Raw genomic sequence first — 15,627 nt, forward strand, 5'->3', positions numbered from 1 at the left:
GGTGAGTGGTCAGGATGAGGGGCGTTGATACGGCATGCTTGTGGAGATGGTGATCGACGGCGTGGACGTGCCGGAGGACGGTTCGGCGGGAGATCCCGTCGCCGACCTTCTGGTCAGCGTCGCGCGCGGAGACCAGCGAGCATTCGCCGAACTCTACGATCTGCTGTCCTCTCGCGTCTTCGGGCTCATCCTCCGTGTGCTGGTCAACCGTGCGCAGAGCGAGGAGGTACTGCAGGAGGTCTTCCTGGAGATCTGGCAATCCGCCGGCCGCTTCGCTCCGAACAAGGGGCAAGGACGCACCTGGGTTCTCACGATCGCCCACCGCAGGGCGGTCGATCGTGTGAGGGCGTCGCAGTCCAGCTCGGATCGGGACGTCAGGGCAGGATTCCGCGACGTTTCGGTCGCGCATGACAGCGTCGCCGAACAGGTGGAGCTGAGCATCGAGGGCGATCGCGTCGTCACGGCGCTGAGGACGTTGCCCGAACCGCAGCGCGAGGCAATCGTGCTGTCGTACTACGGCGGTTACAGTCAGAGCGAGATCTCTGTGCTCATCGGAGCCCCGCTGGGAACGGTCAAGACGAGGATGAGAGATGGACTCTCACGCCTGAGGAACGAGATGGGGGTGAACGCATGAACGAGAGCGAGTTCGCGGAGCTCGCGGCGGGCCGGGCCCTGCACGCGCTGTCGGATGCCGATGAGCGCCGATATGCGGACGCCCTCGCCGCGCACCCGGAGTGGGCCGCGATCGCCGAGCACGACGCGGAGACCGCCGCGCTGCTGGCCGACGGTTCTCCTGCCGTTGCACCACCCGCCGGCGTCCGCGACGCGCTCCTCGCCCGGATCGCGGTGACCCCGCAGGGGGAGCCGACTTCGCCGACCGGGGTTGCGCCCGATGCTGGGGGCGCTCCCGCAGCGCCGGCGAGCCGCTGGAGCCGTCGCCTGTTCGCGCTCGCCGCATCCGTCGTCCTGATCGTGGGGCTGGGCATCACGGCCGCTGTCGCGATCGCGCAGCTCACCCAGCCGGCATCCGTCGTCGCGCTCGAGAAGATCGCAGCCGCCCCCGACGCTCAGCAGGCCACGGTCGAGATCGGATCCGGTGCGGAGGCGACCGCGCATTGGTCTGCATCGGTCGGCAGCGCCGTACTCGTCACGGACGGGCTCGCGGTGCTGGACGAGGAACAGACCTATCAGCTCTGGCTCGTCCGGGGGGACGAGGCGCTGCCGGCCGGACTGTTCGAGACGGATGGCGGTACGGCGACGGCACTGCTTGACGGCGCCATGCACGAGGGCGATGTCATCGCCGTGACCGTCGAGCAGGCGGGTGGATCGCCGACCGGGCAGCCCACGACGGATCCGATCATCGCGATCCCGACCGCCTGAGCGCGAGTACCCTGGACGGATGCCCGAGCAGTTCCACCGCCCCGTCCGCAGGCCCTCCGCGGCCTTCGACAACCTGGTCGGTTCGGCCGATTCGGCCGAGACCATCCGGGTCGCGCATGCCACGGCATCCGCTCTGCTCACGCGCGCACGCGAGGACTCCAGCGGCGAGAGCGTGGAGCGCCTGATCGCGTTCACCGCACAGCACGGCATCGACGACATCGCCGAGCTGTGGGCGCAGGCACCGGCCGTCTCGCTGCCGGGAGCGCTGTGGCGGCTGTACCTGCTTCAGCTCGCGATCCACACCGATCCGCAGACCTCTGCGCTGCTGTACGAGCGCGGCCGTGTCGAGCTGGGATCCGCGGATGCCGTCGTCGCCGGCGCGCCTGTGCCCGCGAGCCCGGAGGAGCTCGTCGCCTTGATCGACACGATCCTGCGCGGAGTCTTCCGCGGTGACTTCTCGATCGCGCTGGAGCGCGCAGCGGCTTTCTGCCGTGTGCAGGTGTCGGGCGCCACGCACGTCGCGGACGACTACGAGGCGACCGAGCCCGACCGGGCGTCCGAGCTCACCGTACGGGCACGCCGGTTGAACAGCTACGCGGCCGACCTGATGGCGGCTGCCGGGCTGTGGCGGTCCGGCGGCCTGACCTGACCGTCCGCCCCTCGCACCCGCCCCCGTGCGTGCACCGCTTCGGATGCCGGAGGCGACACTGTGCACAGCTTCGGATGCCGGAGGCGACACGCCGTGCGACCGCCCGGGCCGGCGGCGTGTCGTCGTTCACATCCGAAGTCGTGCACGGCCAGGGCCGATGTGGGGATCGGCTGTGGGCAGGAAAGAGAAAGACCGGGCCGCAAGAACGCCTCTCGGCGGAAGGCCGCTCTAAGCGGCAGAAGTTGGAGCCCGGGGTTATGCGGCCCGGCCACTCCAGTGTAACGTCCCCGCGCCCTGGGTATTCCTGAGTGGCCGTAGAGTCTTCTCATGGCCCAGCGCTTCGCTCTGATTCTCGACCCAGCCGATGCCGCTGAGGAGCGCGCCGACTTCTCCGGCACCTTCACGGTGGTGGATGCCGGAGCACCGGCGCTGAGCGTGAGCGAACTGAGCACCCAGCGAGGCGACGGCGTGTTCGAATCGATCGGCGTGATCGATGCGCACGCGCAGGAGGTCGTGCCGCACCTTGAGCGCCTGGCGAACTCCGCCCGGATCTGCGATCTGCCGGCGCCGAACCTGGAGCAGTGGCGTCAGGCGGTCGCCGTCGCCGCTGCGGAATGCCCCGCCGGCGAGTGGGTCATCAAGCTGATCCTCAGCAGGGGAGTGGAGCACGGACCGACACCGACCGCCTGGGTGACGGCCGCACCGGCATCCGACTTCTCGGAGGTGCGTATGGCGGGAGTCTCCGTCGTGACGCTGGATCGCGGCTACCCGCTCGACGTCGCCGAACGCGCGCCGTGGTTGCTCCTGGGGGCCAAGACGCTGTCGTACGCCGTGAACATGGCGGCGCTCCGCGAAGCGCACCGCCGCGGCGCCGATGATGCGATCTTCCTCTCCAGCGACGGTTACGTGCTCGAAGCCCCCACGGCATCCCTCATCCTGCGGTTCGGCGACCGTTTCGTCACGCCGGCGCCGAGCGGGGGCATCCTGCAGGGCACGACGCAGCTCAGCGTGTACGAGTACCTGGAAGGTCGCGGTTTCGAGGCGGGTTACGAACAGGTGCCCGCGTCGCGGATCGCCGAGGCGGATGCCGCATGGCTCGTCTCGAGCGTCCGCCTGGCCGCACCCATCACGGCCGTCGACGGCCGGCTCCTGTCCGTCGACCACGCCCTCACGACGGACCTGAACCAGTACCTCCTCTCGCCCCGCGACTGACGGCACCGTTCGCCTCCGGGGCGTGCACAACTTCGGATGCCGGGGGCGACATGCCGAGCCTCGCACGAGAGCCGCGGCATGTCGAACGCCCGGTCCGAAGTTGTGCACGGGGAGACGGGGTCAGACGGTGTGGCGAGTGGCCATGGCAGCGAGGATCGCGCGTTCGACGGCATCCCAGTCGTGGACGATCATGGCGTAGTCGAAGCGCAGCGTCACGTAGCCCCAGGCGGCGGAGTTCGCGTCCCTGACCAGATCCTTGTGCCGATGGCCCTCGCTGTCGTGGTTCTCCTTGCCGTCGGCCTCGACGATCAGCCATCCGTCGATGAGGAAGTCGACCTTGCCGGTGCCGAAGACCCATACCTGGCATTGCAGGTCCCAGCCGTGATGCCGTATTCGCAGCCGGATCAGCGATTCCAGACCGCTGTCCGCGTCGTCGCGGGAGAACGTGATCAGATCCTGGCCCCGACGATCGATCAGGCGGTGCAAGCGTCGCAGAGCCGGCGCGGAGATGAGACCCTTCCTGCGTGCCGACTCCAGCGCGACGAAGAAGCTGTCTGCGCCGCGGCATCCGTAGACCTGCAGGAGCACTCGTTCGACTGCGGGCAGGCCGAAAGCGGACGGGGCGTCGGCGTGATCCCAGTGCGGTGTGCAATCGCACTCGGCCTTCTCGCCGTGCCCGTACTGATGGCGGTCTCCGCGCATCCACACGTGCACGCCGTCGACATCGTCGAGCACCCAGAGGCCGAGATGACGGGCTGCGGTCTCGCACGCGAGCGAACCGCCGTGCGCGGCAGCATCCACCGCATCCGTGCACGCGTCGACGCCGGCGTAGACGCCTCGGCGCACCCGACGGAGGAGTCCGATGGAGTGCTGCGACTCGATCTCGCGACGCTTGAAGTCAGCGCGCAGTTCGGCATAGGTCCAGATCGCCGGAGCCGAGGTCTCGCACATGAGGTCGAGCCTGCGGCATCCGTCCGTTTCTCTGCGTCGTGATTCGCGCGTTCCGTGGAGCATCCGCCCGCTCGCCACGCTGTGCAGAACAACTCCCCCCGGGCACAACTTCGGACCTGAACGGCGACACGCCGCCGATCAGAGCGATCGTGCGGCGTGTCGTATGCGGCATCCGAACTTGTGCACGGATGCGGATGCGGATGCGGATGCGGCGGTGAAACGGCCCGGCTCAGCCGAAGCGGCCGGAGACGTAGTCCTCGGTCGCCTGCACCGACGGGGTCGTGAAGATCGTGGCGGTGTCGTCGTACTCGATGAGCTTTCCGGGCTTGCCGGTTCCGGCGATGTTGAAGAACGCCGTGCGGTCGGAGACGCGCGAGGCCTGCTGCATGTTGTGCGTCACGATCACGACGGTGTACTGGGTCTTGATCTCGGCGATCAGCTCCTCGATCGCGAAGGTCGAGATCGGGTCGAGCGCCGAGCACGGCTCGTCCATGAGGATGACGTCGGGAGAGACGGCGATCGCACGGGCGATGCACAGACGCTGCTGCTGACCGCCCGAGAGCCCGGATCCCGGCTTCTCGAGGCGGTCCTTGACCTCGTTCCAGAGGTTCGCACCGCGCAGCGACTTCTCGACCAGGGCGTCCTGGTCGGACTTGGCCATGCGCGTGTTGTTCAGCTTGACGCCCGCGAGCACGTTCTCTTTGATCGACATCGTGGGGAACGGGTTCGGACGCTGGAAGACCATGCCCACCTGACGGCGCACGAGCACGGGGTCGACGCCCGAGCCGTACAGGTTCTTGCCGTCGATGAGCACCTCGCCCTCGACGCGCGCGCCGGGGATGACCTCGTGCATGCGGTTGAGGGTGCGAAGGAACGTCGACTTGCCGCAACCGGACGGACCGATGAACGCCGTCACGGTGTTCGGCTTGATGTCGATGCTGACGCCCTCGACGGCGAGGAAGTCGCCGTAGTAGACGTTGAGGTCGTTGACTTCAATGCTCTTGGACACTGGAATCCTTCTTGTCGGGTCGGAGGGCCGCTCAGCGGCCGGTCTTGGGCGCGAACACCTTCGCGATGATTCGGGCGACGAGGTTGAGGACCATGACGACCAGGATGAGCGCCAGAGCAGACGCCCAGGCCCGATCGATGAACGCCTCGGCGGGAATGCCGGGATACTTGGCCTGCATGTACGTGAAGACGGGGAGCGTGGCCATCTGGCCGCTGAACAGGTTCGTGTTCAGGCTCTGGACCATGCCGACCGTGAGCAGCAGTGGCGCGGTCTCGCCGATGACGCGGGCGATCGCGAGCACGATGCTCGTGGTGATGCCGGCGATGGCCGTGGGCAGGACGACCTTGAGGATCGTCAGCCACTTCGGCACACCCAGGGCGTAGGCGGCCTCACGGAGCTCGTTGGGGACGATGCGCAGCAGCTCTTCGGAGCCGCGCACGACCACGGGGATCATGAGCACGGACAGCGCCAGCGAGCCCATGATGCCCATGCGGGTACCGGGGCCGATGAGGAGGGCGAACACCGAGTAGATGAACAGACCAGCGACGATCGACGGGATGCCGGTCATGACGTCGACGAGGAACGTGATGCCGCGCGCGAGCTTCTTGCCCGCGCCGTACTCGACCAGATAGATCGAGGTCATCAGACCGATCGGTACCGAGATGATCGTGGCGGCGAGCGTGATGAGCAGCGTTCCCCACAGGGCGTGGACGGCGCCGCCTCCCGCGCCGACGACGTTGCGCATCGACATGCTGAAGAAGTCGGCGTCGAAGCGCACGAGACCGTTGACGACCACGGTGTACAGCAGCGAGACCAGCGGCAGGAGGGCCACGACGAACGCGGCGGACACCAGGGCGGTCATCAGGCGGTCGGTGGCGTGGCGACGGCTCTCTGCCACGGTGGAGACGATGAAGATCAGCACCATGTAGAGCAGCAGACCGACCACGAGTGTCATGGCGATGTTGAAGTCGGCGGGGTCTCCGCCGCTGTTCGCGAATGCGAAGATCGTGGCCGCGATGGCGAGGCAGACGACCAGCAGCGCCCATGGCGCCCACTTGGGCAGGTGGCCTGCGGTGTTCGAGGAGGTGACGGAGGCGGGGGCGACGGCAGTGGTGCTCATGTCAGTTGGCTCCCGAGAACTCGGCGCGCCGCGAGACGATCCAGCGTGCGATGAAGTTGACCGCGAAGGTCACGATGAACAGGATCAGACCCGCGGCGATCAGGGTGTTGACGCCTTCGTCGTGCGCCTCGGGGAACCGCAGGGCGATGATCGCGGGGATCGTCGTCGGGTTCTCGGGGTTCAGGAGGTTGAAGGTCACGATGCCGAGCGGGGAGAGCACCAGGGTCACGGCCATGGTCTCGCCGAGGGCGCGGCCCAGGCCCAGCATGGCGCCCGAGACCATGCCGCTGCGTGCGAACGGCAGCACCGCCATGCGGATCATCTCCCAGCGCGTCGCGCCGAGCGCGAGGGCGGCCTCTTCGTGGAGGCGCGGCGTCTGCAGGAAGACCTCGCGGCAGATCGCGGTCATGATCGGGAGGATCATCACGGCGAGCACGAGGGATGCCGTGAGGATCGTCTTGCCGGTTCCCGACGGGGTCCCGCCGAAGATCGGGATCCAGCCGAGGTTCGTGTTGAGCCACTTGTAGAACGGCACGAGCATCGGGGCGAAGGTGAGCGCGCCCCAGAGGCCGAAGACGACCGAGGGGACGGCGGCGAGCAGGTCGATGATGTAGCCGAGGACACCGGCGATCTTGCGCGGCGCATAGTGCGAGATGAACAGCGCGATGCCGATCGCGAGCGGCGCGGCGACGATGAGTGCGATGGCGCTCGCGTACAGCGTGCCGAAGACGAAGGGCCAGACCCAGGTGATGAAGGACTGGCCTTCGAGGATGTGGTTGTTCGAGGTGTCGGCCTTGAAGGCGGGAATCGACTGGACGATCAGGAACACCGCCACGGCGGCGAGGGTGACGAGGATGATGATTCCGGCCGCGAGCGCCGTGCCGGAGAAGACGCGGTCACCCACGCGCTTCACGGATCGGGGCGCCGCAGACGGGCGGGTGGTGTCGGGTCCCGTCGTTGTGGTTGTCATCTGAGCGGCTCCACGGTTTCAGAGAGAAGAGCTGGTGTTCGGGTCTTCATGCGGGTGCCCCCGCGGCGCTTGTCGATCCGTTCGGTGAGCGCCACGGGGGCGTGTGACTGTCTCAGTGCGAGCTGAGAGTCGGGTCTTACTCTGCGACGATCGCGTCGATCGCGGCGTTGACCTTCTCGCGGAGGTCGTCCGAGATCGGGGCGCTGCCGGCGGCCTCGGCCGAGACGTCCTGGCCCTCGGCCGACGCGACGTACTGGAAGTAGGCCTTGACGAGCGAGGCGACCTCGGCGTCCTCGTAGTTGACGCAGCCGATCAGGTACGAGACCAGGGCGATCGGGTACGAGCCGGCGGGCGCTGCGGCCGGGTCGACGGCGAAGGCGAGGTCGTGAGCCGAGCGGCCTTCCTCGATCGGCGAAGCGGCGACGAGAGCCGAAGCGGCCTCGGCGGAGTACGAGACGTACTCGCCCTCGACCTCGATCGCGACCTGGCCGAGGCCGGAAGCCTGCGAAGCGTCAGCGAAGCCGATGTAGCCCACGCCGTTGGTGATCGCGTTGACGACACCGGAGGTGCCGTCGGCTGCCTCACCGGTCGAGAGCGGCCACTCGTCGCTGGCCTCGTTCGCCCACACGTCGGGTGCGACGGCCTCGAGGTAGGTGGTGAAGGTCTCCTGCGTGCCCGAAGCGTCGGCGCGGTGGACCGGGACGATCGCCTGGTCGGGCAGCTCGACGCCCTCGTTCTGCGAGGCGATGGCCGCGTCGTTCCAGTTGGTGATGTTGCCGGCGAAGATGCCCGCGATGGTCGCACCGTCGAGGTTCAGGGTGTCGATGCCGTCGAGGTTGAAGGCGACGGCGACGGGCGAGATGTAGACCGGGATCTCGACGATCTCGTCATCGGTGCAGGCGCCGAAGCCACCGGCGGCGATCTCGTCGGCGCTGTACGCGCGGTCAGAGCCGATGAAGTTCGAGGAGCCGGCGATGAAGTTCTCGCGACCCGTGCCGGAGCCGGTCGAGGTGTAGTTGACGGTGGCGTCGGGGTTGGCGGTCTGGAACGCGGCGACCCAGGCCTGCTGAGCGGCCTCCTGCGAGGAAGCGCCGGTGGCCTCGATGGTGCCGGAGACGGTGGACTCGGGAGCATCCGAGCTGCCGCCTTCGGGGGTGGCCTCGTTCGCGGCGCAGCCGGCGAGCGCGAGAGCGGCGACGGCGCCGATGGCGCCGATGCGAGCGATTCGGGAGATCTTCACTGTGGGATCCGTTCGATCGTGGATGGGTTGAGGCCCGGTGCAGGGCACACAGTGACGCTAGGCGCGGCGGTTAACGAGAATCGACCTCGCGGGTAAACGGGAGGTGAACGGAATCGGGCCCGTTGGGGCGGATGCCGGTCACGCCTTGGGGACGTGGGTCTCGATCGAGATGATGCCCGAACCGGGGTTCGTGGCCGACAGATGCGCGACGGAGAACGCGGCGACTTCGAGGGCCGACGCGCTGCCGACGTACGACCCGTGCATCGTCCCGGTGGCGAGGGCGAGCTCGGAGAGGATGTCGGGGAGCACCGGCCCGTGGCTGCAGATCACGGCGGGCTTGCCCGAGCGCACGCGCTTGCCGATGACGGTGCGGACGTCCGAGACGCCGTCCTCCCACGCATCCTGGCTGATGAGCTGGGTCTCCACCGGGCGCCGGTCGAGTGCTCGGGCCAGCGGCGTGACGGTCTGAACGCAGCGGACCGCGTCGCTGGTGACGATCTTGCGGATCCCGAATGCGCGCAGCGACGCGACGATCGCATCGGCCTGTTCCTTGCCCCGGGCGGTGAGCGGCCGTGCGGCATCCGGTCCGTCCCAGTCCGACCTCGACACCGCCTTCGCGTGCCGCAGCGCGATGATCGGGAACGTGCGCAGCGCGCCGTCCGACACCAACCGTTCGAACTCGTCCAGGATCTCGAGGTCCACCGGATAGCTGAGGTTCTTGCGCGCCTTCTTCAGGCTCACCCACTCGAGCGCGGCGATCTCGCGGTTGGGGACGAAGGTGGACTTGCGGATCGCGTCGTCCGTCGCCTCCGCGGCCCAGTAGTGGACGACCTTCTGTCGCTTCGGGCGCATGAAGTAGCGGCTGACGCCCACCGGAACGCCGAGGTGCACCCGGATGCCGGTCTCCTCGTGCACCTCGCGCACGGCCGTCTGGGCGAGCATCTCGCCGGGGTCGACCTTGCCCTTGGGCAGGGTGACGTCGCGGTACTTGGTGCGGTGGATCAGCAGGATCCGGAGCTTGCCCTCGGTCTGGCGCCACACGACCGCACCGGCGGCGTACACCGCCTTGTCGTCGCGGACGACCTGCACCGTCTGCGTCATCGCACCGAGCGGGAACGGCGACGGCGACGGATCTGGCTCATGGTCTTATCCTGCAGATCGACCAGTGGCTTGCCGTCCGCATCAACGGAGTGTCGCTCCCAAACCCCGTCGGCGCCGAGGTGCCATGTGCTCGTCCCGTCGTCCATCGCGAGGTCGAAGAAGTCGAGCAACTCCGATACGTGGTGCTCGTCCGTGACCCGCACGAGCGCCTCGACGCGACGATCGAGGTTCCGGTGCATCATGTCGGCGCTGCCGATGAACACCTGCGGGTCGCCGTCGTTGTCGAAGGCGAAGATGCGGGAGTGCTCGAGGTAGCGCCCCAAGACGCTGCGGACCGTGATGTTGTCGCTCACGCCGGGCAGGTCGGTCTTGATGCTGCAGATGCCGCGGACCCAGATGTCGACCTTCACCCCGGCCTGGCTGGCGCGGTAGAGACCGTCGATGATCTCCTCGTCGACCATCGAGTTCACCTTGATGCGGATGTGCGCGGCCTTTCCCGCTGCAGCGTTCTTGCGTTCGTTGTCGATATGGCGCAGCAGGCCCTTGCGCAGGTGCAGGGGCGCGACGAGGAGCCGCTTGAACTTCTTCTCGATCGCGTATCCGGACAGCTCGTTGAACAGGCGCGTGAGGTCCTTGCCGACCTGGGCGTCTGCGGTGAACAGCCCGAAGTCCTCGTAGATGCGACTCGTCTTGGGGTTGTAGTTGCCCGTTCCGACATGCGAGTAGTGGCGCAGCTGCCCCTCCTCCTCGCGGATCACGAGGGCGAGCTTGCAGTGGGTCTTCAGGCCGACGAGGCCGTAGACGACGTGCACGCCGGCCTTCTCGAGCTTGCGCGCCCAGACGATGTTGTTCGCCTCGTCGAACCGCGCCTTCACCTCGACGAGCGCGAGGACCTGCTTGCCCGCCTCGGCCGCGTCGATCAGGGCCTGAACGACGGGACTGTCGCCGGAGGTGCGGTAGAGCGTCTGCTTGATGGCGAGCACATGCGGGTCGCGCGCCGCCTGCTCGAGGAACGCCTGCACGCTCGTGGCGAACGACTCGTACGGGTGGTGCACGAGGACGTCGCCCTTGCGGATGGCCGCGAACACATCGGCCCGGTTGCTCGAGCCGGTCGGCTGGAAGGCGACCGGTGTCGTCGGCAGGTGCGGCGGGTAGCGCAGGTCGGGGCGATTGACCTTGGACAGCGAGAACAGGCCGCGCAGGTCGAGCGGGCTCGGCAGCCGGTAGACCTCCTGATCCGTGATGTCGAGCTCCTTGATCAGCAGATCCAGGGTCACGTCATCCATGTCGTCGGCGATCTCGAGGCGGATCGGCGGGCCGAAACGGCGGCGCAGCAGCTCGGCCTCGAGAGCCTGGATGAGGTTCTCGCTCTCGTCCTCCTCGATCACGACGTCCTCATTGCGGGTGAGGCGGAAGGCGTGGTGGTCGAGCACCTCCATCCCGGGGAACAGATCGTCCAGATGGTTGGAGATGAGGTCCTCGAGCGGGAGATAGCGGGCGATCTCGCTCGTGCTGGGCACCTCGACCAGACGGGGAAGCATCGGCGGCACCTTGAGGCGCGCGAACTCCTGGCGCCCGGTGCGGGCATTGCGGATGCGGATGGCGAGGTTCAGCGAGAGCCCCGAGATGTAGGGGAACGGATGCGCCGGGTCCACCGCGAGCGGCATGAGCACGGGGAACACGTGGAGTTGGAAGTACTCCGTCAGCGCGGCGCGCTCAGCGTCGTCCAGGCTGTCCCACTCGGTGATCTCGATCCCGGCATCCGCGAGCGCGGGGCGGACGAGCTCGGTCCAGGCCTTCGCGTGCCGCAGCTGCAGTGCGTGCGCCACGCGAGAGATGTCGGCGAGCACGTCGGACGGCGCGCGTCCGACGTTCGTGGGGACGGCGAGGCCGGTGACGATGCGGCGCTTGAGACCGGCGACGCGGACCATGAAGAACTCGTCGAGGTTGCTCGCGAAGATGGCCAGGAAGTTGGAGCGCTCGAGCTCGGGGATCATCGGATCCTCGGCGAGTTCGAGGACGCGCTGGTTGAATGCCAGCCAGCTGATCTCGCGATCGTGATAGCGGTGGTCGGGCAGCAGCGAGTCCGGCGCCTCGATGGCGTCGAAGTCGTCGTCCTCGGCGTCGCCGAGACCGGCATCCGTGATTGCAGCATCGATCATGGACTACATCTTCGCACCGCCAGGTGACGTGCGTGTGAACGAGTCGCCCGCCGCGTCAGGATGCGGATGCGCTGACTGCCTCGTCGTCATGCACGTTGAACCGGTAGCCGACGTTGCGGACGGTGCCGATGATCTGCTCCTGGTCGCCGAGCTTGGCGCGCAGGCGCCGCACGTGCACGTCGACCGTGCGCGTGCCGCCGAAGTAGTCGTAGCCCCACACCTCGCTGAGCAGCTGCTCGCGCGTGAAGACGCGGGACGGGTGCGTGGCGAGGAAGTGCAGCAGCTGGAACTCCTTGAACGTGAGATCCAGCGGGCGTCCGCGCAGCTTCGCCGAGTAGGACTGCTCGTCGATCGTGACACCCGAGGCCTGGACCCTTGTGGGAGCGGCCGTGGATTGCGCCTTCGCGATCGCCAGGCGGATCCGCGCGTCGGTCTCGGCGGGGCCGGCGTCGAAGAGCAGGACGTCGTCGATGCCCCAGTCGTCGGACAGCGCCGTCATGCCCCCCTCCGTGACGACGAGCAGCAGCGGTGCGTCCTGCCCGGTCGCGCGCAGCAGGCGGCACAGGGACTTGGCTCCTGCGAGGTCGGTCCGCGCGTCGACGACGACCACGTCGCTGTCGGGGGCGTCGACGAGCTGAGCCGGCTCGGCGGGGATCCTGCGCACCTGATGGGCGAGCAGTTCGAGCGCGGGCAGGACCTCTCCGGAGGGGACCGAAGACAGAACCAGGATCGAAGCCACGCGTATTCCTTTCGGGTGACGGGACCGCCACCCAGACCGGCGGCCTGCACGGCGCCGTGCGCCCATGATACCGATGCGTCACAATGGAGGCATGTCCGAACCCGCCCTCGCGCCCCGCAACGCCCTCGTCGGAGTCGTCATCGTCTGGGCCGTGGCGCTCGTCGCAGCGGTCGTGATCGGCATCGCCGTTCCCGAGGAATGGCGCATGCATTGGCTGCTCATCGGGTTCGGCGGAGCCGTGCTCCTCTCGTTCGCGCTGCAGCTGTGGTACGGCCAGACGAAGGGGTTCATCTTCCGGGTCGCGGCCAGCACGATCGGCGCGATGCTGCTTCTCGGCCTCGTCTCGGCCGGGTTCGGTCTCGCAGCGCTGATCCCCGCGTGAGCGCTGCGGGGTAGAGTGGTGCCATGGATCTCGTCGCCCTCGAATTCTTCTTCATCGGACTCCTCGGCCTCGCGAGCCTCGCGATCGTGTTCGTCGCCGGCGTCGTGCTGCGGAACCTGTTCCGCGGCCAGCGCTGAGCCTGGCTGACTCCGAGTCGTCATGCTCGAGCTGCCGACCGATCTCCCCGCCGATCTCGCACCGCTGAGTTGGCTCATCGGCGTCTGGGAGGGCACCGGTGTCATCGAGTACACCGCGGGCGATCATCATTTCCAGGGCGAGTTCACGCACCGGGTGAGTTTCAGCCACGACGGAACCGGCCATCTGAACTACTCCGCCACGGGCTGGATGAACGATCAGCAGGGAGACGCGCATGCGCCCCTGGTCGCCGAGACCGGTTTCTGGCGTCTGTCGCGTGCGGCGACGGAGGCGGATGCCGGGCCGGCACTTCTTCCGCCGATGCGCGAGGCGCCCGCGCGCACCGTCGACGACGTCGAACAGTTGCGTGCGGCGTCCGGCGGGTTCCCGATCGAGGTGTCGCTCGCGCACTCGGACGGCGTCCTGGAGCTCTACCTCGGCGAGATCAACGGCCCGCGCATCGACATCGCGACAGATGCGATCGTGCGCCCCGCCGGCGCCAAGGAGTACGGCGCGGCCAGCCGCATGTACGGCCTCGTCGATGGACACCTGCTCTGGGCGTGGGACATCGCGGCGCTCGGTGCCGGGATGGCCTCGCACGCCTCGGCGCGCCTGGCCAAGGTCTGATCGTGTCCCTTCTGCACGACGCGCTCGCCGCGCGAGACGGAGCCGTCGAAGAGGATGGCGTGATCACGCACTTCGGCGATCCGATGCGCGAGCAGCGCCGTCTCGTCGACGGGTCGGCGGTCGCGCTGCTCGACGACCGCGTCGTCATCGAGGTGGCGGGTGAGGACCGTCTGACGTGGCTGGACTCGATCACCTCGCAGGCGCTCACGCGGCTGCGGGCGGGGGAGAGCACCGAACTCCTCGTGCTCGACCCGCAGGGGCGCGTCGAGCATGCGGCCGGTGTGCTCGAGGACGGCGCGACGGCGTGGCTCATCGCGGATGCCGCAGACGCCGCGCCGCTCGCGACGTGGCTGCAGCGCATGGTGTTCCGCTCGCGGGTGACCGTGACCGTCCGCACGGACCTCAAACTGCTCGGCTTCTTCGCCGGCGGTGCGGCCGAGGCTGCGGTGGCCGGGATCGCGGCAGCCCCGAACTCCACACCACTGGTGTGGGCCGATCCGTGGAGCGTCGTCCAGCCGGGCGGCTATCAGTACGCGCAGGTGGCGGAGCATCCGTCGGCCGAATATGCCTGGCGGGTCGCAATCGCTGACGCGGATGCCGCGGCATCCGCCCTGCCCTCGCTCGAAGCCGCAGGTGTGCTCGCGGCCGACGCGCTCCGCGTCGCCGCGTGGCGTCCTCGGTGGTCGGCCGAGGTCGACGAGCGATCGCTCCCGCACGAGTCCGACTGGATCCGCAGCGCCGTGCACCTGAGCAAGGGGTGCTACCGGGGGCAGGAGACGGTCGCGAAGGTGCACAACCTCGGGCACCCGCCGCGCAGACTCGTCGCCCTGCACCTCGACGGCAGCGACGATCTGCTGCCTGCCCGCGGCGACGCCGTCGTCGCAGGCGACGATGAGGTCGGGACGATCACGTCGGTCGCCCGCCACTTCGAGGACGGACCCATCGCACTGGCGATCCTCTCCCGTCGTGCGCCCGTCGGCGACCTCGTCGTGCGGACGGACGGCGGCGACATCGCCGCAGCCCAGCAGGTGATCGTGCCGGCCGATGCCGGCGCCACCGCCGACGTCCCCCGGCTGACGCGCCTGTCCCGGAGGCCGGCGGGTCAGGATCCGCGCAGGGCCTGATCGGTCGGAGCCACGGAGCTCCACGCGACGGTGAGTTCACCGAGCCTCCAGCGTGCGCGTCCGCCGAGAACCGCCCACCCCTGGTCCTTCAGCGCTCCGACGGCAGCGATGAAGCGCTGCGTGACGCCGAACGTCGACATCGGGGAGGCTCGGTCCCATTCGCGATCCAGGGCCACGAGCAGATCGTGGATGCGCTCACCGGGAACATTGCGGTGGATCAGAGCCTTCGGCAGACGCTCGGCGACGATTCCCGGATGCTCCAGCTCGGCCAGTCGCAGCGAGATCGTGAAGCTCGATGGTGCGCCGCTGCCGTCGACATCCACCCAGCTGGCGATACGGCCGATCTCGTCGCAGGTTCCCTCGATGAGCACACCGCCGGGGGACAGCCGGTCGCTCATGGTCTGCCAGGCGGCGCGGACGTCGGCCTCGTCGTACTGACGCAGCACGTTCATGGCGCGGATGATCGCCGGTCGTCTGCCTCCGAGGATCGGCACCTCGAAACCGCCGCGTGCGAACGACACCGGCAGGTCCGCCGCGAACGGCGTGACGCCCGCCCGCACCTCGGCGAGCTGATCGCGCGCCGTCGCGACGCGCGCGGGGTCGAGCTCGAAGCCGACGACCTCGACGTCGGGGCGCACTTTCCGCAGCCGCGTGGCCAGCTCGAACGCGGTCACACCGCTGGCGCCGTACCCGAGATCGACGACCAGTGGATCAGCGGCACGCCGCAAGGCGGCGCTCGCCGCGATCGCGCGGTCGTTGCGCCGCAGCCGGTTCGTTCCGGTCGTGCCGCGGGTAGGGCGACCGAGCGGAGAAGGGGCCATGAAGC

General features: G+C 68.5%; 16 protein-coding genes. 7 read left to right on the forward strand and 9 right to left on the reverse strand.

The genetic code is table 11. The annotated features are described in order from the left end of the window. Positions 1 to 34 precede the first annotated feature (34 nt). The 4 genes from sigK (at position 35) to KEC56_RS12780 (ending at position 3,241) form a co-directional block, all read left to right on the forward strand. On the forward strand, positions 35 to 634 hold the full coding sequence (gene sigK / locus KEC56_RS12765; RefSeq protein ID WP_175985381.1) for an ECF RNA polymerase sigma factor SigK: 600 nt from the start codon (positions 35 to 37) through the stop codon (positions 632 to 634). Continuing rightward, positions 631 to 1,380: an anti-sigma factor gene (locus KEC56_RS12770; RefSeq protein WP_227531244.1), complete on the forward strand. Its 750-nt coding sequence runs from the start codon at positions 631 to 633 to the stop codon at positions 1,378 to 1,380. Before sigK ends, KEC56_RS12770 begins: the two co-directional genes overlap by 4 nt. A 19-nt stretch (positions 1,381 to 1,399) precedes the next feature. Beyond that, complete coding sequence (locus KEC56_RS12775) at positions 1,400 to 2,029, forward strand: DNA-directed RNA polymerase subunit beta (protein WP_227531245.1); 630 nt, start codon at positions 1,400 to 1,402, stop codon at positions 2,027 to 2,029. Positions 2,030 to 2,356: 327 nt separating this feature from the next. Continuing rightward, on the forward strand, positions 2,357 to 3,241 hold the full coding sequence (locus tag KEC56_RS12780; RefSeq protein ID WP_227531246.1) for an aminodeoxychorismate lyase: 885 nt from the start codon (positions 2,357 to 2,359) through the stop codon (positions 3,239 to 3,241). A gap of 120 nt (positions 3,242 to 3,361) precedes the next feature. Here KEC56_RS12780 and KEC56_RS12785 read toward each other — a convergent pair whose 3' ends face one another. The 8 genes from KEC56_RS12785 to KEC56_RS12820 all read right to left on the reverse strand — a co-directional run bounded on the left by KEC56_RS12785 (position 3,362) and on the right by KEC56_RS12820 (position 12,533). Further along, positions 3,362 to 4,192, reverse strand: a complete 831-nt coding sequence (locus KEC56_RS12785) for an endonuclease domain-containing protein (protein ID WP_227531247.1) — start codon at positions 4,190 to 4,192, stop codon at positions 3,362 to 3,364. 229 nt (positions 4,193 to 4,421) lie between these two features. After that, on the reverse strand, positions 4,422 to 5,201 hold the full coding sequence (pstB, locus tag KEC56_RS12790) for a phosphate ABC transporter ATP-binding protein PstB (RefSeq protein WP_175985386.1): 780 nt from the start codon (positions 5,199 to 5,201) through the stop codon (positions 4,422 to 4,424). A gap of 31 nt (positions 5,202 to 5,232) precedes the next feature. After that, positions 5,233 to 6,321 carry a phosphate ABC transporter permease PstA gene (gene pstA, locus KEC56_RS12795; protein WP_175985387.1) on the reverse strand — a complete coding sequence of 363 codons (1,089 nt, stop codon included), beginning with the start codon at positions 6,319 to 6,321 and terminating at the stop codon, positions 5,233 to 5,235. Position 6,322: 1 nt separating this feature from the next. After that, on the reverse strand, positions 6,323 to 7,291 hold the full coding sequence (gene pstC / locus KEC56_RS12800; protein WP_175985388.1) for a phosphate ABC transporter permease subunit PstC: 969 nt from the start codon (positions 7,289 to 7,291) through the stop codon (positions 6,323 to 6,325). Positions 7,292 to 7,427: 136 nt separating this feature from the next. After that, on the reverse strand, positions 7,428 to 8,531 hold the full coding sequence (locus KEC56_RS12805; RefSeq protein WP_227531248.1) for a phosphate ABC transporter substrate-binding protein PstS: 1,104 nt from the start codon (positions 8,529 to 8,531) through the stop codon (positions 7,428 to 7,430). Between the two features lie 138 nt (positions 8,532 to 8,669). Beyond that, positions 8,670 to 9,632, reverse strand: coding sequence for an NUDIX hydrolase (locus tag KEC56_RS12810; protein WP_227531249.1), 963 nt, complete (start codon positions 9,630 to 9,632; stop codon positions 8,670 to 8,672). Beyond that, a complete protein-coding gene (locus tag KEC56_RS12815; protein WP_227531250.1) occupies positions 9,629 to 11,794 on the reverse strand; it encodes an RNA degradosome polyphosphate kinase in 2,166 nt (721 codons plus the stop codon). Before KEC56_RS12815 ends, KEC56_RS12810 begins: the two co-directional genes overlap by 4 nt. A gap of 55 nt (positions 11,795 to 11,849) precedes the next feature. Further along, positions 11,850 to 12,533: a winged helix-turn-helix transcriptional regulator gene (locus KEC56_RS12820; RefSeq protein ID WP_175985392.1), complete on the reverse strand. Its 684-nt coding sequence runs from the start codon at positions 12,531 to 12,533 to the stop codon at positions 11,850 to 11,852. A gap of 91 nt (positions 12,534 to 12,624) precedes the next feature. Here KEC56_RS12820 and KEC56_RS12825 point away from each other — a divergent pair, with 91 nt between their 5' ends. The 3 genes from KEC56_RS12825 (at position 12,625) to ygfZ (ending at position 14,801) form a co-directional block, all read left to right on the forward strand. Beyond that, entirely contained in the window at positions 12,625 to 12,915 is a 291-nt protein-coding gene (locus tag KEC56_RS12825; protein ID WP_227531251.1) for a hypothetical protein, read from the forward strand. A 159-nt stretch (positions 12,916 to 13,074) separates the two neighbouring features. Next, positions 13,075 to 13,677, forward strand: a complete 603-nt coding sequence (locus KEC56_RS12830) for a nitrobindin family protein (RefSeq protein ID WP_227531252.1) — start codon at positions 13,075 to 13,077, stop codon at positions 13,675 to 13,677. Between the two features lie 11 nt (positions 13,678 to 13,688). Next, a complete protein-coding gene (gene ygfZ, locus KEC56_RS12835; protein WP_227531285.1) occupies positions 13,689 to 14,801 on the forward strand; it encodes a CAF17-like 4Fe-4S cluster assembly/insertion protein YgfZ in 1,113 nt (370 codons plus the stop codon). Here ygfZ and KEC56_RS12840 read toward each other — a convergent pair. After that, a complete protein-coding gene (locus tag KEC56_RS12840) occupies positions 14,780 to 15,622 on the reverse strand; it encodes a class I SAM-dependent methyltransferase (RefSeq protein ID WP_227531253.1) in 843 nt (280 codons plus the stop codon). The genes ygfZ and KEC56_RS12840 overlap by 22 nt on opposite strands. Positions 15,623 to 15,627 lie beyond the last annotated feature (5 nt).

This window comes from Microbacterium tenebrionis (assembly GCF_020682665.1).
GTDB classification, from domain to species: Bacteria; Actinomycetota; Actinomycetes; order Actinomycetales; family Microbacteriaceae; genus Microbacterium; species Microbacterium tenebrionis.